Here is a 24,299-nt window from a genome sequence, read left to right as displayed (position 1 = left end):
AAAATAAACCTAATAAAATTTTATTTTTAAAGTTGTGGACCAATAAAGAAATGCAAACGAATTGGATGATTTTCATCAGAAATACCCGAAGCTACATCCAAACGAATTGGGCCAATAGGTGACTTCCAACGAATACCAACACCAACGCTATAAGCGGTCGGGTTACTAAAATTCTTATCGTAAGCATTACCAAAATCAGAAAAAATTGCTGCTCGCCAACCTTCTTTGAATTGATAGTTGTATTCCAATGAACCTACCGCTAGAGCTTGTCCACCAATTTTATATCCATCTACTTCCGGAGAAAGACTTTTGTAGTCAAACCCACGAATTGTTTGGTCACCACCTGTAAAGAATCTTAAATTGTATGGAACTTTATCAAACTCATCGGTAAAAATATAACTAAGATCTGATCGGCCCACAAACTGATGGTCATCATGCTCACCTAAAGAATAAATAAATCTCCAACCAGCTGTTGCAATTGCCATATTGGCATCGGAAAGTAAACTGCTACTTCCTAGTTCTAACTTATAACTTTGTTTAAATGCTTTAGTTGGGTTTAAACGTGTATTACTTGAAGTTTTAGAAGTTTCATAACCAAACAATAACGCCTCTTGCTCTGAAGCGGCAGTTTTAAAAGCATCGGGTAACTCAGAAATATCGACATTTCCTTTTTGAGTTAAACGATCCAGGCGATAACGAACTCCAATGGTATGTTGCCAATCACCTAACGGTTTTTTAATAACGCGCTCTCCACCAAACACGGCAGATTCGGTTAATAAACTGACATCAGGTCCAATATTATCTCTAGTCTCACGCTCATAACCACCCACAATGTTAAAGTAGTCATTTAATGGGTGTTTATAAGGAATACTATAACGGCCATCTATGGACTGACGAATTTGAGAAAGCTCAAAGTTCGCGTCAAATGAATGACCATATTCGTTCACAATTGAGCGACGATATTGACTACGTAAGCGAGCTCCCGTATCGGTACCATAACCCACACCAGTTTCCAGACTATTTAATCTGTCTGCATTTAGAGTCACAATTACCGGAATCCTTTTTTCTTCACGTGCTTTGGCTTGTAAACGGTCTTGTTCCGATTCTTGCTCTTGATGATCTGCTGCAGTTTTTAAAGCAGCTGGAGCTGCAGCTAATTGTGCATTTTCAGTCCCAGCAAATTGTTTTTCGTCTACAACATTTTGACTAACCTCTTTAGTAGGTGAGGCTAATTGACGTGCTTTAGCAAGTTGTTGTTGCTCTGGAGAAAGCAGTTTTGATTCATCAATCGTGACATTTTGCTGATCGACCAGTGCTTGTAAATCTGGAGGTAACTCAAGCGGCTTTTCAATTGGATCAGGTTTAATTGAATCGACCAAAGTATAGTTAAAATACCGCGAGTTAGTCAGGTTATTAGCTAAAGCATTTACACGCCAAAATGTATAGTCATCGCCCTCTTTCCAAGGCGCCATACTTTCCAAAATATTTAATTTGATAGGTAATGGTTTTGAAGGATCGCTCATACGAAACTCAACCTTACCAAGCTTGTATCGCTCACCCGTTTCATATTTGAGATTAATATCTGCTTTGTTTTCAGGTTGGCTGACTTTTACATCGTGTAACCGCCAGAATGCATCAAAGTATCCATTATTTGATGCAGCATCTACAATTCGGCTTTTAGTTGTTTCATACAGACCATGATTAAAAATATCTCCTACATCTTGGTCTGGAACTAAACGAATAACTTGGAACTGTGGTTGTTTTGCACCTGCTCCACTAAATTCAATATTTTGTTCATTAATTCGAACAGGTTCATTTGGTGTGACTTTTACGCGTACTCGACTTGCACTTAGTTTTTCAAAACGAAATTCGGCATTGTAATAACCTACAGCTTGTGCGGCTTGGTTACTTAAACTTCTAAGCTGTGGTAACGCAGAATTAAAATCTTCAAATGATTCTTGGGTAAATGTAGATAACTTACCTTTGATATTTTTAGCAAGATCATCCGGTGCACCACTAACCTCCGCAGTGATACGTGGAATTTGTTCCATCGGAGTCACACGCGGCGGACGAATTTTATTGATAATACGTTTAAAGAAACCTTTCTCTTCAGGTGGTTCTTCTGTAGCGGCTGTAAGTTCTGGTAAAGTTTTTCCCGTTTCATTTGCTTCGACTACAATCTTACTATCCGATTGAATCTCACTCATGAGTTGGTCAATATTTACAGGTGCTTGAGTAATTTCATGTAATTCTGCTTGAGATGCATCATTGACCACCATTTCTGGATGTTTTTGAGTTCCATTTTGGAAGTTTTGCGCTTCAGTTTTTGCCTCTTCTGCAACCCGATAAATTTCATTTGCCATACTCTGATCAACAGGCATAACGGGTAAATCATCAAGGTTATCCAGCGTGATTGGTTTAAATTCTTCAATCTGATTTGGAAATTGTTCTTGTTGTTGCAATATAGCCAAGCTATCTTGTTGCTGCTGTGCTTGAGTTACCAGAGTAGCGACATCCGTAATTGGAACATCATTTTGGTTATTTGTACTCGTTTGTTGTAGTGATAAATCAGCTACGGTCTGTTGGGCTGCTGGTGTTACTGTTTCTGCCGAACTTTCGGCATAACAAGGAGTAACACATAAACTTAACAATAAGCTGCTACAAATAAGTTTAGGTATACTCTGCATTTTTAAGATTAAATGCATAGAGTGAGAAAGAGTTGACTGTTTAAACTTAATTTTAGAAGGCATGGAAAACTCTAAACTTATTTTTTAATAAACGCACCAATATGAGGATAAAACTCACTCGAAACCATTGATTTTTCATTTAATCAAGCGTTAAAAATATCATACATGGTTTTCGATGCAAATTAACACTCGGTCACATTTTTTAATAAAACTCAATGAAGCTTGCACATGATGAAACAAGATGAATCCCTGATGACATCACGTCGGTTTGTACCGATGTTTTTTACACAGTTTTTTGGCGCATTAAATGACAATGTTTTTAAGCAAGCTTTATTGTTAGTCATTACGTATGGTTGGATTCAACAACAATCTGCCCCAGTAAGCACACTCAATAATTTAGCAGCATTATTGTTTATATTGCCATATTTCTTTTTTTCAGCAACTGCTGGACAAATTGCAGACAAATACGAACGATCACAACTTGTACGCGGCATAAAAATCTTAGAAATTATTATTATGCTCATTGGTTCTGCTGGCTTTTTATTGGGGCATTTATGGTTGCTGCTCTTCGCCTTATTTTTAATGGGTACACATTCAACTTTCTTTGGCCCAATTAAATATGCAATTTTGCCTGAAATTTTAAAACCAAACGAACTCATGTCGGGTAATGCCTTATTTCAATCTGGTACATCGATGGCGATCTTGTTTGGCATGATTTTAGGTGGTGCCGTAATTGCATCATCAGAAGGCAATTTACTGTGGATTAGTATGACTGTAGTTGCTATTGCTTGCATAGGCTATGTGTTTAGTCGCTTTATTTTGCCACAGAAAGTTGCTGCACCAGATTTAGATATAGACTGGAACTTTATTCGGACAAGCTTCCAAACCATTACATATGCCAAAAGTTTACCGTTAGTGTTCACAATTTTATTAGGTAACTCGTGGTACTGGTTTTATGGGGCAACTTATTTAACGCAAATTCCGCAGCTCACTCAGCAAAATCTTCATGCATCGGAAAATGTAGTTAGCCTGTTACTCACGTTCTTCTCAGTCGGAATTGGTGTGGGTTCACTACTTTGCCGCAAAATTGGCGGGTCGGAAATTAATATTAAAATGGTGCCAATCGGTGCAATTGGCCTTACTGTTTTTGCACTTTACCTTGCAGCCAGTCTAGCTTTTGTACCTGAAAGAACTGGAGCATTACTGACCTTAAAAGATATTTTCACTCAAGGTTGGGTTTACTACCACGTCATGATTGCTGTGACTTTATTGGGTATTAGTGGTGGTTTTTATATTGTTCCTTTATATGCCATGATGCAGGCTTACTCACCACGCTCACATCGTGCCCGTGTTGTTGCAGCGAATAATATTTTAAATGCTGTATTCATGGTTTCTTCTGCAATTTTCTCAATCTTAATCTTAAGTGTTTTAAAAATTGATATTAAAATACTATTTATTATTACAGCTGTACTTAGTGCAATCTTTAGTATCTGGCTTCTCGCCCGACTAAAACCAATGCTTGCCACAGCACATCTTTCTTTGGAGGACTAATTTATGCGCCACTACACAGGAATTGATCAACTTATTAACTCCTTTGATCAGGCATTACGTAGTCTTGTCCCAGGTGCAACCGCAGCACAGCGCCAAAATCCAGCTGAAACGGCTGAAACAAAACTTGGAGTAGAAGATGCTCGCCATGTTGCGGGCTTAATGCGTGTTAACCATAGTGGTGAAGTATGTGCTCAAGCGCTTTATCATGGACAAGCATTAACGGCGAAATTGCCAAATGTGCGCCGCGAAATGCAACAGGCAGCGATTGAAGAACAAGATCATTTAGCTTGGTGCGAAGATCGTTTAAAAGAGTTGAATAGCCATACAAGTTTATTAAACCCTATCTGGTACGGGTTGTCATATGGTATGGGTGCTCTTGCAGGTATTGCTGGTGATAAATATAGCTTAGGCTTTGTTGCTGAAACTGAGCGTCAGGTAAGCATGCATTTGCAAGACCATTTAAACCAATTACCTGCTCAAGATGAACGCTCTCGTAAAATTTTAGAGCAAATGAATGAAGATGAATTACATCATCGTCATACAGCGCTCGAAGCAGGTGGTGTTGAATTACCTTATGCGGTAAAAATCAGTATGACCGCTATTTCAAAGTTAATGACAAAAACCAGTTATTACCTTTAAAAAATAAAGGATTGATCTTAACCAGATCAATCCTTTTCTCAAATATTATTTTAATCCGTGATCGTATTTGAAACGTTCAATATCTCGAATTGAGTTCCAATAGTTACGATTAATACGGTCACGATCAATTTGTAGTTCTCTTAAAAGCTTACGATAACGTTCACGCTCTTCTGGCTTCAATTTTTCGTTATAAGCACTGTCAGAATACTGCTTAAACTTTTCATCATAACGGTCATATTCATTTTTTGCATTGTAGTAGTCAGAAGCAGCACGATAATACGGTCTTAAACGATTACGCTGCTCGATTGGGCATACATTAATATTACCGTTCCCCTCTAAAGCGTTATAAAAAATGTTTGATGGCTGGCAATAATACCCTAGACCTTCTTTGTAACCACGTTCATATGACTTTTGATCTGGAACAATATTAGCTTTTCCACATGCTTTGTAATATTGATCTAAGCGCGGTGAAGAACCTTTTGCTCCATCTTTCTCACCCACTAATGACCAATTCGCAGTCTTACATTCTTCTACGCTCATTGCAGCACAACCTGAAAGGCTGATTGCTAAAATGGCAAAACCGATATTTTTCATATTAAGAGAACTCAAAAATAAAATTTAAAAAACGCAAAAAATAAAATTCCATTACACACCTATATAAGTCCTACTTTATTCGAGACTTATACATAAATGTTTAACTGGATAAGCATTTTAAGTTTAAATCAGTTTCACCATCTGACCAAATGATAGAGTTCAATTTCCAACCACATTTAACTTTAGAAAGTGAAATCCGTAGAAGTTTTATATCTCTCCGACTATTCATATACGCTAATTTTACTTTAAAAATCCATTATCAAAATAAATCTCAATACATTGATTATAAATATAAAAAATTAAATTTTTCATAAAATATTCTTCAACCATCTTTACTCTTTTTTTACGCGATTTCCTGCAAAGGCTCAGGTAGGATTTGAGTTAAATAACCACCAAGGTTTTTTATAATGAGTACGCTTATTTACCCCAATTTAAACTTAAAAGATTCTCACTTTAAGGCATTTAAAATATCAGATGATTTTATTCCACAAACGAAAATCGATACTTTTAACTCAGAACTTTTTTTAAAAGAAGTTGATGAATATTTAAGTTTATATCCTCAGACTCAACACATTGATATTTGTCTACACGACTTAAACGGGCATATTCGTGGTAAACGTATTGATGTTAAGAGTCTAAAAAATCTATCGAATGGATGTTATTTTCCACTTTCTGTTTATGCCATGAGTCTTGATGGTAAAGTGATTGAAGAGACAGGCTTAGGAAAATATATTGGTGAACCAGATAGACTTTGTCTACCCATTTTAGGCAGTTTACAACCTAGTGCTTTATCTCCTGAATTAAATGCTCAGCTTTACCTATCCATGCAAGAAGAAGATGGTACAGACTGCCGCTATGAACCACGCAATATATTAAAAAAAATATTAAATCAGTTACACGATCATAATTATTTTCCTGTCATGGCTGCCGAGCTAGAGTTTTATCTTTTCTCACCTCAGTATCAGGCTGAAACATGTATAGAAAACCAATGCTTTGATATAGATGCACCAAATAACTATCAACAAGTCCTAGATGAAGTTGAAAAAGCCGCCCTACTGCAATCTATTGAAATTACTGCGATTGTTGCGGAGTCATCACCTGGACAATATGAACTAAATCTTCAACACAGCCATGACATTTTAAAGCTATGCGATCAAATTAATGCCTTAAAAAGAATTGTAAAGCAAGTTGCAAGAAAGCATGACTTAACCGCTTGTTTCATGGCGAAACCGAACTTGGCAAAAGCTGGTAGTGGCATGCATTTTCATATGAGCATGCTCAATCAATACCATGAAAATATATTTAGCTCAGAAGAAGAAAAAGATGAGCTGGCAGCCAAATTACTCAGTGCGATTAGCGGACTCATTGAGTTAATGCCTGCATCTATGGCGATTTTAGCGCCTAATATTAATTCTTATAGACGTTTTAAAATTGGGCATCATGTGCCATTAGAAGCCAATTGGGATACCAACAATCGTAATGTCGCAATTCGAATTCCATGCTCAGATGTGCAAAATCAACGTTTAGAATATCGTGTTGCTGGAGCTGACTGTAACCCCTATCTTGTTACAGCCACTATTTTAGCGGGCGTATCTTATGGCTTATCTCATAAGTTACCGCTACCAAAACCTGCACATCTTTTGAAGTTTCAAGATGAGCACATTTTATTAGCCAACAACCAACCAGAAGCCTTAAAAATATTTAAAGGAAGCCTTATTTTAAAAGGATATTTAGGAGCTGACTTTGTAGAGCATTGGTACACGGTTAAGCAGGCTGAATATCAAAATATTTACAGCCAAATGACTGAAGCAGAGCAGCATTGGGATATATAAATAAAAAAAAGCAAAAAACTATAAACCACTTTGCAAACCCTTAGGGAGAAATACCCTAAGGTTTTTTTATATCTCATTAATGATTTTTCTGTTTAGCTAAAAAGCGTAATCCCACACCAGGTTCAGTAGCAATATAGCGTGGCTGAATCGCGTTATCTCCTAGTTTACTGCGCAACTTACCCACCAAAATACGCAAATAATGCGTATCTTCCTGATGGGTTGGCCCCCACAGTTCTTTTAAGAGCTGTGGCTGGGTTAAAAGCTGTCCTTGATAGCGCATTAATAGGGTCAAAAGTTGAAATTCTTTTCGAGTTAACGTAATTGGCTGCTGCTCGACCCAAACCAAACGTTGCGTAACATCGACTTTAAGATAACCATCGTCATAAATATGTGCTTCTTGCTGAATCGGTTGATTTCTTAAGATGACACGTATACGTGCCAAAAGCTCTTGGACACTAAAAGGCTTGGTCATGTAATCATTTGCGCCAGCATCGAGCAAGGCAACTTTTTCGTATTCATCAGCGCGTACAGATAGCACAATAACCGGCACATTTGACCAGCTACGTAACTCTTGAAGGACTTCTTTCCCATCTAAATCGGGTAAGCCCAAATCTAGGATAACCAAATCAGCCCCTTGTGTTGCTAAAGCTTCTAGACCTTTATAACCCGTTTCGCAGAGCGTGGTTTTATATTTTTGAGTTCTTAAAGCGATATCTAAAAATTTACGAATTTGAGGCTCATCATCAATAATCACAATGCGTGTTTCTACAGGTGATGTTTCGGAACTTATCATGAATTTACAACTTATTCTTTTACGGGTGAATGGGTAATCTGATTTGAATTAAAGTACCTTTATTTTGGCGCCCTGAAAATGCTTCTATTGTACCCATATGAGCACCAATAATCGCTTTTACGATTGTAAGCCCTAAACCAGTACCAAATTTTCCACGGTCTCCTCGTTCCATCGTATAAAACATATCAAAAATACGATGTCTTTCGTCTTCAGGAATTCCCGCACCTCTATCTTCAATTTCAATTTTTACTTCATCTTCTAATGAAAGTTGAGCACGAATCATGACAGATTCATCTGGAGGTGAAAAGTTTGCGGCATTTTCTAAAACATTAAAAATAGCTTGCTCTACCAGCGCTGGGTGAACATACAAACTAATGGGTTTCTCAGGTAACTGAACAACCACTTGAGTATCTGGTTTATAACGCTTTAAACGGCGGGTTGCCGAACCAATTAATTCATCTACTCCAATCCAGTCTCTTTTTAAAGTTAAGCCTTCGTGACCTAAGCGTGTCATATCAAGCAAGTTTTGAATATAACGGTCTAAACGCTCACCTTCTAAATGAATTGTTTCAAGCAGATCTTGCTGGTCTTGTTCTGACATATCAGCTTTAAAATTGGCAAGCGTATCTGCAGCTCCAATAATAGAAGCAAGTGGTGAGCGTAAATCATGCGATACCGAAGATAATAAAGCTGAACGTAAGCGCTCTGTTTCACTGGTGACTTTTGCTTGTTCAAGTTCATTGACCAATTGGGTTCGAAGTGCTGCCTGTGCAATATATTCGATTACACTTTCCGTCAGTTTCTTTTGCTCAAAATTTAGAGAAACTACGTCATCCTTAAAGTAAATTCCCACTATACCTAGGCTATTTTTCTGCTCTAAAAGAGGTAAAAACCACCAATTCGACTGACTAAGAGTATCGGTAAAACGCCCGCACGGTTGTTGATGTTTTAAGCACCATTCTGCGGCTACTTTTTCTTTATCGTTTAGCTCAATATCAGATGAAATGACTCTATCTTGAATAGAAATCCACACTTTAGTTTGAAGCTGGGTTTCTAAAGTCATACGTCCTGTTTGCATGACTTCTTCAAGGTTCACCGCACTAGAAAGCTTACGTGCCAAGTCTTGCATCACTGTGGTGTAGGCATTGGCAGCTTTTAAAGACAAAACTTGCTGGCGTAACTGAGAAGCCAACCGCCCAGCAATTAAAGCTGCTGCAAAAAAAGCAACAACGGTAACTACACCTTGGTGTGCTGAAATTTGAAATGTAAAACGTGGTGCTATAAAGAAAAAATTGTAGGCTAAGAAACAAATAAGAGCGGCTACTACTGCAGCAAGCATTCGGGTTTTTGTTGCTACAATTAAAACTGAAATAATGAAAATGACAGAAAAGTCTTCAATACCCAATAGAACTTCGGCAAAGTGAGCTATAAAAATACTGACACATGTAACCGCTAAAACAAAAACACTCTCTTTTAATGATAAAAATGATGGCTTTTCAAGTTGAGTTGTCTTTTTAGTGCCCTGTTCTGGATGCAAAATCGTTAAAGCAATCGAATTTTCTTGATTTAATAATTGCTGAGCTAAATTTTTCTTAAATAACTTTAACCACCACGGCGAAATACTTTTACCAATGACCAGATTGGAAATACCTCGATCAAGTGCAGCATCCATTAACACTGACGCAACTCGATGCCCATATAAGACTTCTGTTCGACCACCGAGTTGGCGAGCCAGCTCAAATGCTCGGTCAATTTCAATATATTCTTTTTTATATGAATTTCCTGAACTCTGCCCAAAGTCCAAACTTTTAGCAACATTCACTACAGTCCATGTTGCTCCATAGCGTTCAGCTAACCGACAACCTGCCCGCACTAAATATTCAGATGAGCCTTGTCCATCTATCGCAATCATCAATTCATTTTGCAACGAGATAGACTTCAAACCCTTAGAGGTGTAACTCTGTTTTAAATCTAAATCGACATGCTCAGCAACGCATTGCATTGCTAGTTCACGCAATGCTGTTAAATTTGAAATGCTAAAAAAGCCTTGCAATGCCAGATTCGCTTGCTCCGGCACATAAACTTTTCCTTGATGGAGCCTTTCAATGAGTTCACTGACAGGTAAATCAATTAAACGAATGTCTCGAATACGATCAAATACCCGATCTGGTACAGTTTCATTTACTCGAATGCCCGTAATCTGATATACCACATCGTTTAAGCTTTCTAAATGCTGAATATTAATGGTGGTAAATACATCAATACCAGCGTCTAGTAATTCATTGACATCTTGCCACCGTCGTTCATGGCGACTATTTGGTATATTGCGATGAGCCAACTCATCAACTAAAACAATTTCCGGATGCCTGAGTAAAATAGCATCCAAGTCCATTTCTTCTAACGTATGCCCCTGATATTGCATTTCCCTTCTAGCAATTTGAGGCAACCCTTCCAAAATTTTTAGAGTTTCTATTCTTCCGTGGGTTTCAACAATACCCACAACAACATCTGTGCCCTGTTGAAATAGTTCTTTTGCGCGGGCAAGCATGGCATAGGTTTTTCCGACACCAGGTGCCGCACCAAGAAAGACCGTTAGTCGACCGGCTTGATATCTATTCACATGATTTAATAAGGCCTCAGCCTGATTTTCGCGATTGCTTTGCACTTGATATCATCCGGTAAACTAACAATTTTATTTTCAAGTTAATGTGTAGATTGTAATTGATCTAAAGCGATATTTAACTCTAATACATTAACACGAGCTTGCCCTAGTACACCAAACTGCACAGGTTCAATATGCTTTTGTAATAACTCTTCTACAACTTTAGGGTCTAAATGACGCGCTTGAGCCACTCTGGTAACCTGTAACTGAGCAGATTCAGGGCTAATATGTGGATCGATACCACTACCTGATTTAGTCACTAAATCACTTGGAATAACTGTATTGCCCGTATGGTCTTGTTTTTTCACGTCAAGAATCTGAGCATCAATTTGTTTTTGAAGCTCTGGATTGGTAAGGGCTAAGTTTGTGGCCCCCATAGACATTGGGTCATAAGCAACTGCTGAAGGACGTGGATGAAAATAAGCCTCTCCAACAAATGGCTGAGCGACTAATTTTGATCCTAGAACTTTATGGTTTATTTCAATCAAACTACCATTTGCTTGATTGTTAAATAACACCTGTCCCGCGCCTGTAGCGATAGCACTGTAAACAGCACCGCAACCGACAAGAGTAAAAATTAGAAGTCCGAAAGATGCTCTTAGGGTCTGTCCCAAATTTGCTTCTGAATTTTGTGCATAAGTTTTCATTTCAAACTCCAGATTACAAACCAAATAATTGAACAATCACAACATCAATCGCTTTAATGGCAATGAATGGTAAAACCACACCGCCCACCCCATAAATCAACATATTTCGACGTAGTAACTGAGTTGCAGTTGAAGGTTTAAATTTGACGCCACGTAATGCAATTGGAATTAATAGCGGGATAATAATCGCGTTAAAAATTAATGCAGATAAAATCGCGCTGCTTGGACTTGCTAAGTGCATTACATTCAATACTTGCATTTGTGGAATCGCAGCAGCGAACAATGCAGGCAAAATGGCAAAGTATTTAGAGACGTCGTTTGCTAACGAAAATGTTGTTAAAGCACCACGGGTAATCAGCTGCTGTTTCCCAATCTCAACCACAGCAAGAAGTTTGGTTGGATCTGAGTCTAAATCGACCATATTGCCGGCTTCTTTTGCAGCTTGTGTACCTGAGTTCATGGCTAAGCCAATATCGGCTTGTGCTAATGCTGGTGCATCGTTGGTTCCGTCACCGACCATTGCAACTAAACGACCTTGTTGTTGTTCGGTGCGAATACAAGCCAACTTATCTTCTGGTTTTGCTTCGGCAATATAGTCATCTACACCAGCTTCAGCAGCAATCGCAGCAGCAGTTAATGGGTTATCACCTGTAACCATAACGGTTTTGATGCCCATTTCTCTTAAACGGGCAAAACGTTCTTTAATGCCGTGTTTAATCACATCTGAAAGTTCAATCACACCTAATACATGATGTTGATTTGCGACAACCAATGGTGTTGCACCTTTTTTGGCAACTTGTTCAACACGTGCTTTTAACTCTAGATCTTGAGAATAATCTTCATCTACAAATTTCAAGATTGCATCTAAAGCACCTTTACGAATTTGCTCACCATTCGGTAAATTCACACCAGAAATTCGAGTCGAAGCACTAAAAGAAATAAATTCGGCTTGCTCAGGTTCTTGCTGTTTTAAACCTTGTTCTTTTGCTAACTTAACAATCGATTTCCCTTCTGGTGTTGGGTCGGCAAGTGAACTCACCCAAGCAGCAGCTCTCAACTCAGACTCGGTTACCGAAGTTAAAGGATAAAAAGAAGTCGCTTGACGGTCACCATAAGTAATGGTTCCTGTTTTATCGAGTAAAAGCACATCTATGTCGCCCGCAACTTCGACAGCTTTACCTGATTTCGCCAAAACATTGGCTTTGAGTGCACGGTTCATACCCGCAATACCAATCGCAGGTAACAAGCCACCAATAGTTGTTGGAATTAAGCACACTAACAATGCTACGAGTACAACTGGATCAAGTTCAATATGCAAATAATGAGCAATAAATGGCAAGCTAATCACAACAATTAAAAACGTGATTGTCATCACCATTAATAAGAAGCCAAGCGCAATCTCATTTGGTGTTTTTTGGCGATTTGAGCCTTCAACCAAAGCAATCATACGGTCTAAGAAACTTTGACCAGATTCAGCAGTCACTTGCACAACAATACGATCTGTAAGGACTTTAGTCCCGCCAATAACACCTGAACGGTCTGTTCCAGCTTCACGTAGCACAGGTGCTGACTCACCTGTAACAGCCGATTCATTAATGGTGGCAAAGCCTTCTACAATTTCACCGTCGGCTGGAACAAGCTCACCTGCATGAACTTCAATATAATCATTTAAATGAAGTTCGGTAGCTGCAATTTGAGTGGTTTGACGGTCTGTCAAAGAATTAAGTCTTCGAGCAGTCAAGTTTTCTCTTGCTGCACGCAATGAAGATGCCTGTCCACGACCTCTAGCCTCTGCAACCGCTTCAGCATAGTTAGCAAATAAAATCGTAATAAACAAAATTGCTGTGACGACCAAACCAAACACCAGTGTGGCATATCCCATTAAGGTACTTAGAGCAGTGATTACTGTTCCAAGCCATACAATTGCCATGACTGGGTTTTTAATTGCATGCTGTGGTAACAATTTTACAAAAGCATTTTTCCAAACTTCAAAACTTGGTACTGCCACAGTCGTTTTATGGCTATTTACATGAGTTTGTGTATTCATTTTCACTCGCCTCCTTAGCCTTTAACCAACAAAAGTTGATCGGCAATTGGTCCAAGGACAAGAACTGGCATAAATTGTAATAAGGTAAGCAGCACAACAATCGTAATCAGCGTTAAGGCAAAGGTTGGAGTTTCAACCTGAAGACTACCTGTTGTTTCGGGTGCTTTTCTTTTTGCTGCTAAACGTGTCGCAATCATTAATGGCAAAATTAAGGTCGGGAAGCGTCCTAAAAGAAGAGCAAGACTACATGTGACATTCCACCATACCGTGTTGTCTCCAAGGCCTTCAAAACCTGAACCATTGTTGGCAAATGCAGAGACATATTCATAGAACACTTGGCTAATACCGTGTGGTCCAGGGTTTGTGATACCTGATAATCCCGGAATACTAAGACTCAAGGCTGTAAAAGCCAGAATAATAAGAGGCTGAATTAAGATAATAATCGCAAGTAACTTGATCTCTGCTGCTTCAATTTTGCGTCCAAACAACTCAGGTGTACGACCTGTCATTAAGCCTGCAATAAATACCGCAAGTAACAGATAAATCATAAACTGTTGCAGACCACAGCCCACACCACCCCAAATCGCATTAATCAACATGTTGATAAGTTCAACCAGCCCAGTAAGCGGCGCAGAAGAATCATGCATCATATTGACCGAACCGTTATTCACTTGTGTGGTCAGTGCAGCCCAAACTGCCGATGCTGCGGGTCCAAATCGTTGCTCTTTACCTTCCATTACAGCAATTTGAGATGCGGTCGATGACATACTTTCAGACCAGACAGCTGCTGCACCTGAAATAACTGACATTAAAAGCATGCTACCAAACACAAAGTAGGCAAATTTTTTACGTCGAGTAAAATGTCCCACCATAAAAACGACTGTAATTGGAATGAGTAGAATCGCAATCATTTCTAATAAATTAGATAGCGGCGTTGGATTTTCTAAAGGTACAGAACTATTTGGACCATACCAGCCACCACCGTTACTACCCAATTGCTTAACAGCAACCATGGGTGCAACTGGACCTAATGGAATTTTTTGGGTTTGTACGGTATTCGCTTTATCAATAAGCTGTATTTCCGGCCCACCCTGAAAAGTTGCTGGTACGCCTTGGCTGTTAAGCAACAATGACCAAACAAAACAGAGAGGAAGCAAGAAACGGACTGTAGGGCGTATTACATCTGCCCAATAGTTACCAATTAAAATTTGATCTGGCTGTTCGGCAACATCAGCCGCAATATGGCTAGGACGTTGATAAAAGAAAGCTCTTAAGGTCGCAACAACTAAAGCCAGCCCCATCATTGGAGTAATGACTTGCAAACCTACAATACCTGTCATTTGCGACAAATAAGACAATTGAGCTTGACCAGAATAATGCTGCTGGTTTGTGTTTGTTAAAAATGAAATAACTGTGTGTAATGCTAAATCCCAACTCATATTTGGTGCATGATTTGGGTTTAATGGCAGCCATGCTTGCGTCATAAAAATAGCAAAAACGGCTACAGCTAAAAAAATACAGCTAACAACAAATGCTAAAGAATATTGTTTCCAGTTCATTTGTTGTTGTGGAGATATACCTAACAAGTGATATACAGGATTTTCAATCCAACGAAATAATCCATCGCCAACCATCGGCTGATTTGCCATTACTTGGGATAGATATTTGCTAAGGCACCATGCTAAAAAAATAGCAATAAATAAAACAAGGATAAGTTCTAACATGGCTATTCTCCTCTATACCCCTTGGCTTGATTTGCCAAAATGGAAATAAGGAGAGATGAAGAAATATCACTTTTTTTGAGTCCGCATAAGGCTATGCCAGACTGATGCAAGATGCGCATTTGAGAATTTATAAGCATCTTTATTGTCCTGAAGTAACACTAATTTAGTGGATTTCAGTATGGATAAAATGCTCGTAAATTCTCTATTGAGGAACTCAAAGGCCGCGTAAATTTTGCGTAAATTTTAGTTTGAAAGACCTTAAAATTTAAAATTAACAACTGGGTAAAGCGTACTATCAGCCTTTAGTTTTTCACAATGCCAAAGTTCATATAAAGGAATCTTTACATCGAGCGCCAAAGGTAATTTTTTAGAATTAAATTGCATATAGTCCAGATCACTTCCCCATGCAATCAAATCTACATCTAAAGAAATATGATGCGATGGTCGAACACGTCCAGAATCTGATTCAAGTTTCTTTAAAAAAGATTCTATTTGTTCACAGGCTAAAGTGCTTCTTAATAGACATGCTGAATTCCAGTAATCATCTCCAATACCATCTCGGCATGGAATTTGATAAACAGATGAAAACTGCACTTTCCCCAAAGTTGCTAATTGCGTATAAGCAAAAGTAAAGTGCTGATCTGCGTCTAAATTACTCGCTAGGGCGAGTGCAAAAATTGTTTCTGGTGCGTTCAAGACGAATTCCTACAGCATTAGCTTCTGCAATGATGGCTGGCTTACGGATGGTTATGGTAATTTTTTCAATTGTTGGAAAGGTTTCAAATAAACATTGCAAAACTAGATGAGCTGCGTGCTCGATTAACTCAGGTTTGGCTTGCTGAATGGTTTGAGCCGATAACTCACAAATCTGGGCATAGTTGAGTGTGTCCTCAAGCTTGTCAGACGCTGCAGCTCGGCTCAAATCATTATGGATGGTTAAATCCAACATTAAAGGTTGAATGATTTGTCTTTCCCAGTTGAAACAGCCAATCACTGTCTCAACCTTCAAGCCTTCAATAATAATGGCATCCATAAATTTAAACTGACCTTAGTGCTTTAACAACGAAGCAGGTTCCATATTTTGAACCATTTTCAAACGTTGGTCTGCATAAATATCAGTATATGGTGCGAGTACGCGCATAAAACGATCGAAATAAAGCATTTGCTTAAATAACAAGGCAAAATCGCGAGGGAATTTAATACCGTGGCGCTCACCTACACCAACCATATCCATCATGATGTCATTTAAATCGGCTGGATTGGTAGACAGAATTTGCTGTGGATCGGCCATTAATACGCCATTAAACAAACGTTCTAAGTCTTGAGCTAAAACCTGAACATCGACCTTGTTATGGGTCATGCCCATTTTGAGCATGTTTTCAGCCATAGCCTGATAATCAGTTTTTTGTAAGGCATCCATAAACGCAATACACGCTGTCCAGACTTCTGGCTTTAACTGACCCACAATACCGAAATCGATAAAACCAATTCGGCCATCTTCGAGCAACATTAGGTTTCCTGCATGTAAGTCAGCGTGGAAACTCTTACAGAGCATAAGACTACCAAACCATGTATTCATGGCAGTAATGAGTACTTGTGAGGGATCTTTAGCATATTGTTTTACGACACTAAAATCTGTCAAAGACACACCGTATAAACGCTGCATGGTCAACACACGGCGTGTAGAAAACTGATGATAAACTTTAGGCGCTGTCGCAGCGTGGTTTTGAGAAATATTTAAATACTCTATAAAGTCATCTAAGTTCTGGGCTTCCTCAATGAAATCGACTTCACGCACCATACGAGTTTTAATTTCATCGACAATGTCAGAAAGAGCAGCAAACTTGATTTTAGGGACTGCACGTTCAAGTAGTTTGGCTGCCCAATGCACCACATTTAAGTCAGTGTATAAAATAGTTTCTACACCAGGTTTCTGAACTTTGATAACGACATCTTCACCGGTCGTCAGTTTAGCCGCATGAACCTGAGCAATTGAAGCAGAAGCTAAAGGTTTTTCATCGATATAACTAAAAATCTGGTTTAAATCACGCCCTTCAAATTCAGAGGCAAGCACGCCTTGAATATAACTAAATGGCAGAGTTGGTGTCTGATCTAAACAACCTTGAAATTCTTCTACATATTCACGCGGAAATAGCGATGGTGTACTCGCGATAAACTGACCAAGCTTAATATATGTTGAGCCAAGCGACTCAAAAGTCTCTCGCATGAGTTTGGCATTGCTTGGTTTATCAGTTGCATATTTAATACCAGCTTTAGCAGCAACCACTGCGGTTTCACCGATACGGGCAACTGAGCGCAATCCATCAAATAAAATATTTTTTTTCATATTTCTTTAGAACCAGAATATTCGTCTCAAGTGTAGCAAATTTTGCTTTATTTGCTGATTAGCTTGCCTGACAAAGTGGACAATTTATATCTTTATCAAAATTAACAACACGTTGTGTCATATTTAATCCATCCCAAAGTAACAGTTTTTGTTTCAGAGGAGTGCGATTAAGCCCTAAATAAAGTAAAGTGTGATGTGCTTGTAATGACGCTATCATTACAGGAGTCGTTGCAAGCACTCCTGACTCTGCACAGCGCAGGCCTTCATTGTCATGCTGTTCTTTTGGGAATAAACATTCATAACAAGCTGATTCACCTTCAACCATAAACATTTGCGCCTGAAATCCAATTGCAGAAGCACTAATTAATGCGACCTGATGTTTCTTACAAGCACTATTCACTAAATAGCGAGTTGTAAAGTTATCACAACCATCTAAAACGACGTCTTGGTGTTCAACAAGTCTATCAATGTTATGTTCGTCTAAACGTTCATTAAAGTATTCAACACAGATATAAGGGTTAATTTTCTGTAACCGTTTTGCTAGAACTTCAGCTTTATAGCGACCAATATCTTCATGACCAAATGCGATTTGGCGCTGTAAATTACTTATCTCAATGGTATCTGCATCAATGAGTGTAATTTTCCCAACCCCTGCTCGTGCAAGTAGTTCTGCACTGCTACAGCCTATGCCACCAGCACCCACAATCAGTACATTAGCAAGTTTGAGCTTTTCCTGAGCTTCAATATCCCATCCATCAAGTAAAATCTGACGGCTATAGAGATGCATTTCTTCATCACTTAACTCTACAAAATCGATATCTTGAAGCTCGGTCACACGTTAATCCTTTCACTTAGAAGCCAAATGATTTTATGACTAAGTCAATCATTATGAAAGCTATAAAATAGAAACAGTTTTTTATTCGGTTACTGCTCTATTGTTCACATTACTTCTTTCACACTTTCTGCAACAATAGAACGAATTAGTTTCTTTGTTACTTAGGCTAAATATGTCTCAATCATATATTGCACCAGTAGAGTTAGAAAAAGCTTATCGTTTATTAAATCATGGTCCAACTGTGCTGGTTTCTGCACAACATGGTGATGAACGCAATGTAATGGCCGCTGCATGGGCATGTGCCTTAGAATTTAAGCCTGCCAAAGTGTCTGTGATTTTAGATAAAAGTACGAAAACTCGACAGCTTGTTGAGCAAAGCGGTTACTTCACCCTACAAGTTCCTTGCTATGCACAGCTTAATATGACCAAGCAACTTGGCACCATTAGTAAATTAGATGACCCACAAAAACTTGAACACTGTGGAGTTGAACTATTCTATCAAGAAGACCTGAGTAGCCCACTTGTATCAGGTTGTATCGCATGGCTGGTTTGTAAACTTATTCCTGAACCGCATAATCAGTCAGTTCATGATTTATTTATTGGTTCTGTTGTAGGTGCATGGGCAGATAGTCGCGTTTTTAGAGATGGGCACTGGCATTTTCAAGATGCGCCAAAAGAACTTCGTAGTCTGCACTATATTGCTGGTGGAACGTTTTACTTAATTGGTGAAGAAGTGAAAGCCGATCTCTAATATAAAAAATAAAGGGAAATATTTAAATATTTCCCTTTGTTCAATTTAGCTTGCATAGGCTTGCTGCATTTTTGCAATTTCTTGCTGCTTCAATAATCCTCTTTGAATTTTTCCGCTCGTGGTTTTCGGTAGACTATCCACAAACTCAATTTCTTTTGGGTACGCATGACGAGATAAACGGTTACGAACATATTGCTGTAACTTATCTTTTAATGTTTCACACGCTTGATAAGCAGGCTTAAGTACCACAAAAGCTTTTACTATTTCGGTTCGTTCTGGATCTGGCTTACCAATTACTGCTGACTCTAATACCGCCTCACATTCTAACAAAGTACTTTCAACATCGAATGGTCCAACTCTATAGCCCGATGTTGTAATGACATCGTCAGCACGTCCGACAAAATCAATACCGCCATGTTCGTTTAAAGTGACCGTGTCACCTGTTAAATAATACTTACCAACAAACGATTTGCGATTATTGCCACCATAACCTTTAAACCACATCAATGGCGATTGCTCCGAGTCCATCGCCAAAATACCAACACCCCCAGTTGGTAATTCTTGATAATTTTGGTCTAACACTGCAAAACGATGTCCAGGAATTGCGAAACCAGCTGAACCTACTTTTAATGGGTGCTCAAGCGCATGATGATTTGCAATCACCATTCCTAGCTCAGTTTGGCCATATTGATCAAAAATATTGACCTCTAAATCCTGCTTGAACCAGTTCACAACCTCAGGAGTTAATGGCTCACCTGCACTACTCACTACGCGTAAATGTTGTTTAATTGAAGGGTCAAATTTTTCCTTAAACCCAAAGAACATTCGAAATGCTGTAGGCGAACCAGTTAAATTACTTACTTTATACTTTTTAATTAACTCAATTGCCTGATCTACATTAAATGAACGCTCATCCATAATAATGCTATGCCCCAAGCTTAAAGGCCCGGTAATGCCATAGTACAAACCATATGCCCAGCCCGGATCTGCCAGATTCCAGAACACATCCTCTTCACGCAAATCGACAGCATGGGTCATATAACCTTTAAATGCCAAAATTGCTTTTAGTGGAACGGGTACAGACTTAGCAAGTCCAGTTGTACCAGAGGTAAACATCATTAAAAAGTCATCTTCAAAGCTACGATTTACTGGCTCACATTGCTCAGAATAGCGCTGTAAAGATTGCCAAAAATCGAAGTCATGCTCAGACAAAGGACCAGTCTGATGAACAGTGACAATAACCGGAACATTCAAGGTATTCAGTTTAGGGCGCTGTTCATCATTGGTCACAATCAATTTAGTTTGAGCAGTCGTAATACGGTGATCAATCGATTTTGCTTCAAAGGCAGTAAATAAAGGCTGATAAATAGCGCCTATACGCCACGCTGCCAAAATTGTAATTAATAACTCAGGCGTTCTCGGTAGAAGTCCTGCAATACAATCTCCAGCTTGAATTCCTTGCGCTTTAAAGAAGTTAGCAAGTTTTCCAGAAAGCTCAGCAAGTTGTTCGAAAGTATAGTGCTCTGCCTGTCCGTTTTTTCCTTCCCAAATGAGCGCTATTTTATTTTTTCCTACATAACGCTCACAGCACTCAACATAAGCATTTATCGCTTGGGGATGCCCAACAACTTGCTCTTCGATGAGTTGTGCAAGATCAAATTGTTGATAAGCTTCTGCCAAAGTTTTCATGATGCTCACCTTCATTCCATTTGATGATTAATTTTGTGTTAGGCCACAAAATCTGTCCTGACTGTTATTGTTTTAGCTAAAGCTCGAAGAATATTTCTTCAACTTTTCCATCTATTTCAAACAAAACTAATAGCAAAAATGTTCCATTTCAATTGCAAGAAACCGCACATGATGTGCGGCTTCTTGCATTTTTAAGTTTAAAAACTCAATATCTTATGAACTAAACTTGAGCCACTTCACGAGCAATCACTAAACGTTGAATGTCTGAAGCACCTTCATAAATCTGGCTTACACGAACATCACGATAAATTCTCTCAACAGGAAAATCACTGACGTAGCCATAACCGCCATGAATCTGGATGGCATCCGAACATACTCGCTCAGCCATAGTTGATGCAAAGAGTTTGGCCATTGAGGCTTCTTTTAAACAAGGTAGCCCCGCATCTTTTAAAGTTGCCGCATGTAAAACCAGCTGATGTGCAGCTTCAATCTGAGTTGCCATATCGGCTAAGCGAAAACCAACCGCCTGATGCTGAACCAGCTCTACACCGAAGGCCTTACGCTCATTCGCGTATTGCACAGCAGCATCAAAAGCTGCTCTTGCCATACCAACAGACTGAGCAGCAATACCAATACGACCGGCCGCTAAATTAGATAGCGCAATTTTATAACCTTCACCTTCTTGTCCCACCAAATTTTCTAAAGGAATCCGGCAGTCTTCAAGCGTAATGGTTGCGGTGTCCGAAGCATGTTGACCCATTTTGTCTTCAATACGAGTGACCAAGTAACCTTGTGTATTGGTCGGTACAAGAAAGCATGAAATGCCTTTTTTACCCGCTTGTTTATCTGTCACCGCAAATACCAAAGCCACTTGAGCATTTTTACCACTGGTAATAAATTGCTTTACGCCATTGAGCACCCAATGGTCGCCATCTCGCTCGGCTTTACATAAAATCGCGCTCGCATCGGAACCGACATGTGGTTCAGTTAAACAAAAGCACCCTAGCCATTCGCCAGAAGCAAATTTTGGCAAATAGGTTTGTTTTTGCTGCTCTGAACCGTATGCCAGTGTAATGCCGCAAATTAAAGAGTTTTGTACGCTGACGATTGTCGAAATAGCACCATCACCTGCGGCAATTTCTTCAATAGCAAGAACTAAAGAAACATAATCCATTCCAGCACCGCCCCATTCATCGGGCACGGTCATCCCCATTGCGCCTAGCGCACCTAAGTCTTTTAATTCCTGAGCCGGAAATTCATGGGTCTTATCGCGATGTGCAGCTGTTGGTTTTAACTGATTTTGCGCATAGTTACGCATCATCTCCTGAACCATGCTTTGTTCAGCATTTAGAATCATTTCAACATCCTTATTTTATTATTTTGCTGCCATGCGAATTGCACCATCTAGACGGATAACTTCACCATTTAAATAGGAATTTTCAGCAATATGCGCAACCAAACGAGCAAACTCTTCTGGTTTTCCTAAACGAGATGGATACGGAACCATTTGCCCCAAAGCATCTTGTACATTTTGCGGCATACCCTTAAGCATTGGAGTTTCCATAATTCCCGGTGCAATGGTCATAATACGAATGGCATGTCGCGCTAGCTCACGAGCGATCGGCAAAGTCATCGCCACAATAGCGCCTTTTGATGCAGAATAAGCTGCTTGTCCAATTTGACCGTCAAATGCTGCAACAGAAGCAGTGTTAACAATGATGCCACGGTCCTCTTCACCTTCTTCAATTGTGTTTTTGCTCATGGCATCTGCTGCAAAACGCAGCATGTTAAATGTACCTGTGACATTAATACTTAAAGTCTTTGCAAATAATCCCAAGTCATGAACGCCCTCACGGCCAACTACTTTCGCAGAAGGCCCAATACCTGCACAGTTTACCAAACCATGCAAATGACCATGTTTAGCCAGCACATCTTTAAAGAACTGCTCAGCAGCAGCTTCATCGGTTACATCAAGTTTTACAAAGTCAGCTTTTGACCCTAACTGTTTCGCCTGCTGCTCACCTGCTTCTACATTCATGTCTACTAATGTGACTGAGGCACCCTGCTTTACCAAATACTCAGCAGTTGCAGCCCCTAAACCAGAACCACCACCTGTAATCACGAAATGTTTTCCTTGAATTTTCATTATGTAACGTCCTATAGAAATGTTCTTTAACCTTAGTAGTGAGAGTAAAATTTGTTTTTTTCCGATACAATTTCAAAAAACCTCAAAATGCTTGCAGCTTTTGATCAATCCAAATTTTGAATTTGAAATATTTCATTTGAAATACGTAAAAAAATGAGTCTTTGACATGGTTGTCCAATCTTCTTTAAGTAAAGGAACAATTTCGATTGCACTGGTACATGAAGCATTAAGTGCGGCTTATGCCAAAGGGCTAAATACTCAAATTATTTTGAATAAAGCTGGTATTCCTACTGAATTACTCATGACATCCAAAGCGCGTGTTCCAGTAGCAACGTATGCACAATTATGGATAGAACTCGCCAATGCCATGAATGACGAGTTTTTTGGGATGGATAGCCACCCTATGCGCCGTGGCAGCTATAAATTACTTACAAAACTCGTCAGTACGGCTGAAACTTTAGAAAAGGCTCTCTATGATATTTTGAAGTTTTTTAACTTCGTTTTAGATGATATGCGTGGAGAACTCATTCGAGAACAAGAAAAAGCTTATTTGGTCATTCGTGATCATGACCAACCCAAACGTATGTTTACCTACGCAACCTTTTTAATGTTGGTACATGGGCTTATGTGTTGGTTAGTAGATCAGCGAATTGGCTTAAACAGTATTGCTGTACGCTGTTCAAAACCAAACGATATTCAAGATTATCTAGTTCGTTTCTGTGAAGATATACAATTTAATGCCGAGATAAATCAGGTTGAGTTTGATGCCCACTACTTAGATATTAAAATTAAAAAAGATAAAAAATCGCTTTATGATTTTTTAGAACAAACTCCGCAAAATCTGTTAGTTCGCTTTAAAAATGAAAATGCCTTGAGCGTTCTTATTCGTCGTCATTTATTAAAGCTCCACCCTGCTCAATGGCCCGAACTTAAAGATGTCGCACAGCAACTCAATATTTCGGAAGCTACTGTTCAACGCCGCCTCAAACACGAAGGAGTAAGTTATCAACAAATTAAAAATGAAATTCGCTGTGATATTGCGATTGAACGCTTAAGCAAAAGTAATGATTCAATACAAGATATTAGTGAAGACTTAAATTTCCACGACCCAAGTGCTTTTCACCGTGCTTTTAAAAAATGGACAGGTGTTAGCCCAGGTGCGTATCGAGATAATTTAACTACCCACAAGCAATAGCATATGCACCAACGAAGCTTTAAGTCTAAACACTTAAGCTTATGATATTTATGTCTTTTAAATTGAATATTTCATATAACGCATTATTTAAAAATTAATAATGCCTATAAAACATTAACTTATAATTTTATCTAAACTTTTATCTTTCAAACTGATTTAC

General features: G+C 38.9%; 18 protein-coding genes and 1 pseudogene. 5 read left to right on the top strand and 14 right to left on the bottom strand.

Translation table 11 applies throughout. From position 1 onward, the window contains the following. Positions 1-26: 26 nt before the first annotated feature. Positions 27-2,531: pseudogene (locus NE363_RS06845) on the bottom strand (autotransporter assembly complex protein TamA); the annotation flags it as partial. A gap of 384 nt (positions 2,532-2,915) precedes the next feature. Between NE363_RS06845 and NE363_RS06840 the strand changes: the two are divergent. Together NE363_RS06840 and coq7 are read left to right on the top strand one after the other, a co-directional pair. Beyond that, positions 2,916-4,238 carry an MFS transporter gene (locus tag NE363_RS06840; RefSeq protein WP_019458319.1) on the top strand — a complete coding sequence of 441 codons (1,323 nt, stop codon included), beginning with the start codon at positions 2,916-2,918 and terminating at the stop codon, positions 4,236-4,238. Between the two features lie 3 nt (positions 4,239-4,241). Further along, positions 4,242-4,877 carry a 2-polyprenyl-3-methyl-6-methoxy-1,4-benzoquinone monooxygenase gene (gene coq7, locus NE363_RS06835; RefSeq protein ID WP_004700887.1) on the top strand — a complete coding sequence of 212 codons (636 nt, stop codon included), beginning with the start codon at positions 4,242-4,244 and terminating at the stop codon, positions 4,875-4,877. Positions 4,878-4,922: 45 nt separating this feature from the next. Here coq7 and NE363_RS06830 read toward each other — a convergent pair whose 3' ends face one another. Next, positions 4,923-5,471, bottom strand: a complete 549-nt coding sequence (locus NE363_RS06830) for a DUF2799 domain-containing protein (RefSeq protein ID WP_437256811.1) — start codon at positions 5,469-5,471, stop codon at positions 4,923-4,925. A 407-nt stretch (positions 5,472-5,878) separates the two neighbouring features. Between NE363_RS06830 and NE363_RS06825 the strand changes: the two genes are divergently transcribed. Beyond that, the gene (locus NE363_RS06825; RefSeq protein ID WP_445536092.1) at positions 5,879-7,303 is read left to right on the top strand and encodes a glutamine synthetase family protein; all 1,425 of its coding nucleotides are present in this window, start codon (positions 5,879-5,881) and stop codon (positions 7,301-7,303) included. Between the two features lie 76 nt (positions 7,304-7,379). Here NE363_RS06825 and NE363_RS06820 read toward each other — a convergent pair whose 3' ends face one another. The 9 genes from NE363_RS06820 to NE363_RS06780 form a co-directional block, all read right to left on the bottom strand. Then, on the bottom strand, positions 7,380-8,096 hold the full coding sequence (locus tag NE363_RS06820; protein WP_004886519.1) for a response regulator: 717 nt from the start codon (positions 8,094-8,096) through the stop codon (positions 7,380-7,382). A gap of 19 nt (positions 8,097-8,115) precedes the next feature. Beyond that, positions 8,116-10,761 (bottom strand): ATP-binding protein, encoded by a 2,646-nt coding sequence (locus NE363_RS06815; protein ID WP_445536091.1) that lies wholly within the window; start codon positions 10,759-10,761, stop codon positions 8,116-8,118. 38 nt (positions 10,762-10,799) lie between these two features. Next, positions 10,800-11,405, bottom strand: a complete 606-nt coding sequence (gene kdpC / locus NE363_RS06810; protein WP_342371358.1) for a potassium-transporting ATPase subunit KdpC — start codon at positions 11,403-11,405, stop codon at positions 10,800-10,802. Positions 11,406-11,418: 13 nt separating this feature from the next. Further along, entirely contained in the window at positions 11,419-13,458 is a 2,040-nt protein-coding gene (kdpB, locus tag NE363_RS06805; RefSeq protein WP_445536090.1) for a potassium-transporting ATPase subunit KdpB, read from the bottom strand. Between the two features lie 8 nt (positions 13,459-13,466). Continuing rightward, complete coding sequence (kdpA, locus tag NE363_RS06800) at positions 13,467-15,176, bottom strand: potassium-transporting ATPase subunit KdpA (RefSeq protein ID WP_445536089.1); 1,710 nt, start codon at positions 15,174-15,176, stop codon at positions 13,467-13,469. Between the two features lie 258 nt (positions 15,177-15,434). Continuing rightward, on the bottom strand, positions 15,435-15,872 hold the full coding sequence (locus tag NE363_RS06795; RefSeq protein WP_039251478.1) for a 2-amino-4-hydroxy-6-hydroxymethyldihydropteridine diphosphokinase: 438 nt from the start codon (positions 15,870-15,872) through the stop codon (positions 15,435-15,437). Next, positions 15,829-16,209 carry a dihydroneopterin aldolase gene (gene folB / locus NE363_RS06790; RefSeq protein ID WP_004700874.1) on the bottom strand — a complete coding sequence of 127 codons (381 nt, stop codon included), beginning with the start codon at positions 16,207-16,209 and terminating at the stop codon, positions 15,829-15,831. The genes NE363_RS06795 and folB overlap by 44 nt, the downstream gene beginning before the upstream one ends. Before the next feature lie 15 nt (positions 16,210-16,224). Beyond that, positions 16,225-17,523, bottom strand: a complete 1,299-nt coding sequence (locus NE363_RS06785; RefSeq protein ID WP_077164894.1) for an ABC1 kinase family protein — start codon at positions 17,521-17,523, stop codon at positions 16,225-16,227. Positions 17,524-17,581: 58 nt separating this feature from the next. Further along, positions 17,582-18,358: a HesA/MoeB/ThiF family protein gene (locus NE363_RS06780; RefSeq protein WP_445536088.1), complete on the bottom strand. Its 777-nt coding sequence runs from the start codon at positions 18,356-18,358 to the stop codon at positions 17,582-17,584. 172 nt (positions 18,359-18,530) lie between these two features. Here NE363_RS06780 and NE363_RS06775 point away from each other — a divergent pair, with 172 nt between their 5' ends. Beyond that, on the top strand, positions 18,531-19,109 hold the full coding sequence (locus NE363_RS06775) for a flavin reductase family protein (RefSeq protein ID WP_445536087.1): 579 nt from the start codon (positions 18,531-18,533) through the stop codon (positions 19,107-19,109). A gap of 45 nt (positions 19,110-19,154) precedes the next feature. On the opposite strand, the gene NE363_RS06770 is transcribed toward NE363_RS06775, so the two are convergent. From NE363_RS06770 to NE363_RS06760, 3 genes are all read right to left on the bottom strand, one after another. Next, positions 19,155-20,798 (bottom strand): AMP-binding protein, encoded by a 1,644-nt coding sequence (locus NE363_RS06770; protein WP_445536086.1) that lies wholly within the window; start codon positions 20,796-20,798, stop codon positions 19,155-19,157. 220 nt (positions 20,799-21,018) lie between these two features. Then, positions 21,019-22,155: an acyl-CoA dehydrogenase family protein gene (locus NE363_RS06765; protein ID WP_000602467.1), complete on the bottom strand. Its 1,137-nt coding sequence runs from the start codon at positions 22,153-22,155 to the stop codon at positions 21,019-21,021. Positions 22,156-22,173: 18 nt separating this feature from the next. Continuing rightward, positions 22,174-22,944, bottom strand: coding sequence for a 3-hydroxyacyl-CoA dehydrogenase (locus NE363_RS06760; RefSeq protein WP_346789260.1), 771 nt, complete (start codon positions 22,942-22,944; stop codon positions 22,174-22,176). Between the two features lie 166 nt (positions 22,945-23,110). Between NE363_RS06760 and NE363_RS06755 the strand changes: the two genes are divergently transcribed. Beyond that, positions 23,111-24,139 (top strand): AraC family transcriptional regulator ligand-binding domain-containing protein, encoded by a 1,029-nt coding sequence (locus NE363_RS06755; RefSeq protein ID WP_445536085.1) that lies wholly within the window; start codon positions 23,111-23,113, stop codon positions 24,137-24,139. Positions 24,140-24,299: the final 160 nt, after the last annotated feature.

The organism is Acinetobacter sp. G18, assembly GCF_052660225.1.
Note: the sequence above shows the minus strand (reverse complement) of the source record. Positions and strands in the feature narration are given on the sequence as shown.

Bases quoted from the DNA above. Each gene is read 5' to 3' on its own strand.
- NE363_RS06765 (WP_000602467.1), bottom strand. From the start codon at position 22,155: ATGATTCTAAATGCTGAACAAAGCATGGTTCAGGAGATGATGCGTAAC.
- folB (WP_004700874.1), bottom strand. From the start codon at position 16,209: ATGGATGCCATTATTATTGAAGGCTTGAAGGTTGAGACAGTGATTGGC.
- kdpC (WP_342371358.1), bottom strand. From the start codon at position 11,405: ATGAAAACTTATGCACAAAATTCAGAAGCAAATTTGGGACAGACCCTA.
- coq7 (WP_004700887.1), top strand. From the start codon at position 4,242: ATGCGCCACTACACAGGAATTGATCAACTTATTAACTCCTTTGATCAG.
- NE363_RS06770 (WP_445536086.1), bottom strand. From the start codon at position 20,798: ATGAAAACTTTGGCAGAAGCTTATCAACAATTTGATCTTGCACAACTC.
- NE363_RS06830 (WP_437256811.1), bottom strand. From the start codon at position 5,471: ATGAAAAATATCGGTTTTGCCATTTTAGCAATCAGCCTTTCAGGTTGT.
- NE363_RS06840 (WP_019458319.1), top strand. From the start codon at position 2,916: ATGATGAAACAAGATGAATCCCTGATGACATCACGTCGGTTTGTACCG.
- NE363_RS06760 (WP_346789260.1), bottom strand. From the start codon at position 22,944: ATGAAAATTCAAGGAAAACATTTCGTGATTACAGGTGGTGGTTCTGGT.
- kdpA (WP_445536089.1), bottom strand. From the start codon at position 15,176: ATGTTAGAACTTATCCTTGTTTTATTTATTGCTATTTTTTTAGCATGG.
- NE363_RS06755 (WP_445536085.1), top strand. From the start codon at position 23,111: ATGGTTGTCCAATCTTCTTTAAGTAAAGGAACAATTTCGATTGCACTG.
- NE363_RS06785 (WP_077164894.1), bottom strand. From the start codon at position 17,523: ATGAAAAAAAATATTTTATTTGATGGATTGCGCTCAGTTGCCCGTATC.
- NE363_RS06775 (WP_445536087.1), top strand. From the start codon at position 18,531: ATGTCTCAATCATATATTGCACCAGTAGAGTTAGAAAAAGCTTATCGT.
- NE363_RS06825 (WP_445536092.1), top strand. From the start codon at position 5,879: ATGAGTACGCTTATTTACCCCAATTTAAACTTAAAAGATTCTCACTTT.
- NE363_RS06820 (WP_004886519.1), bottom strand. From the start codon at position 8,096: ATGATAAGTTCCGAAACATCACCTGTAGAAACACGCATTGTGATTATT.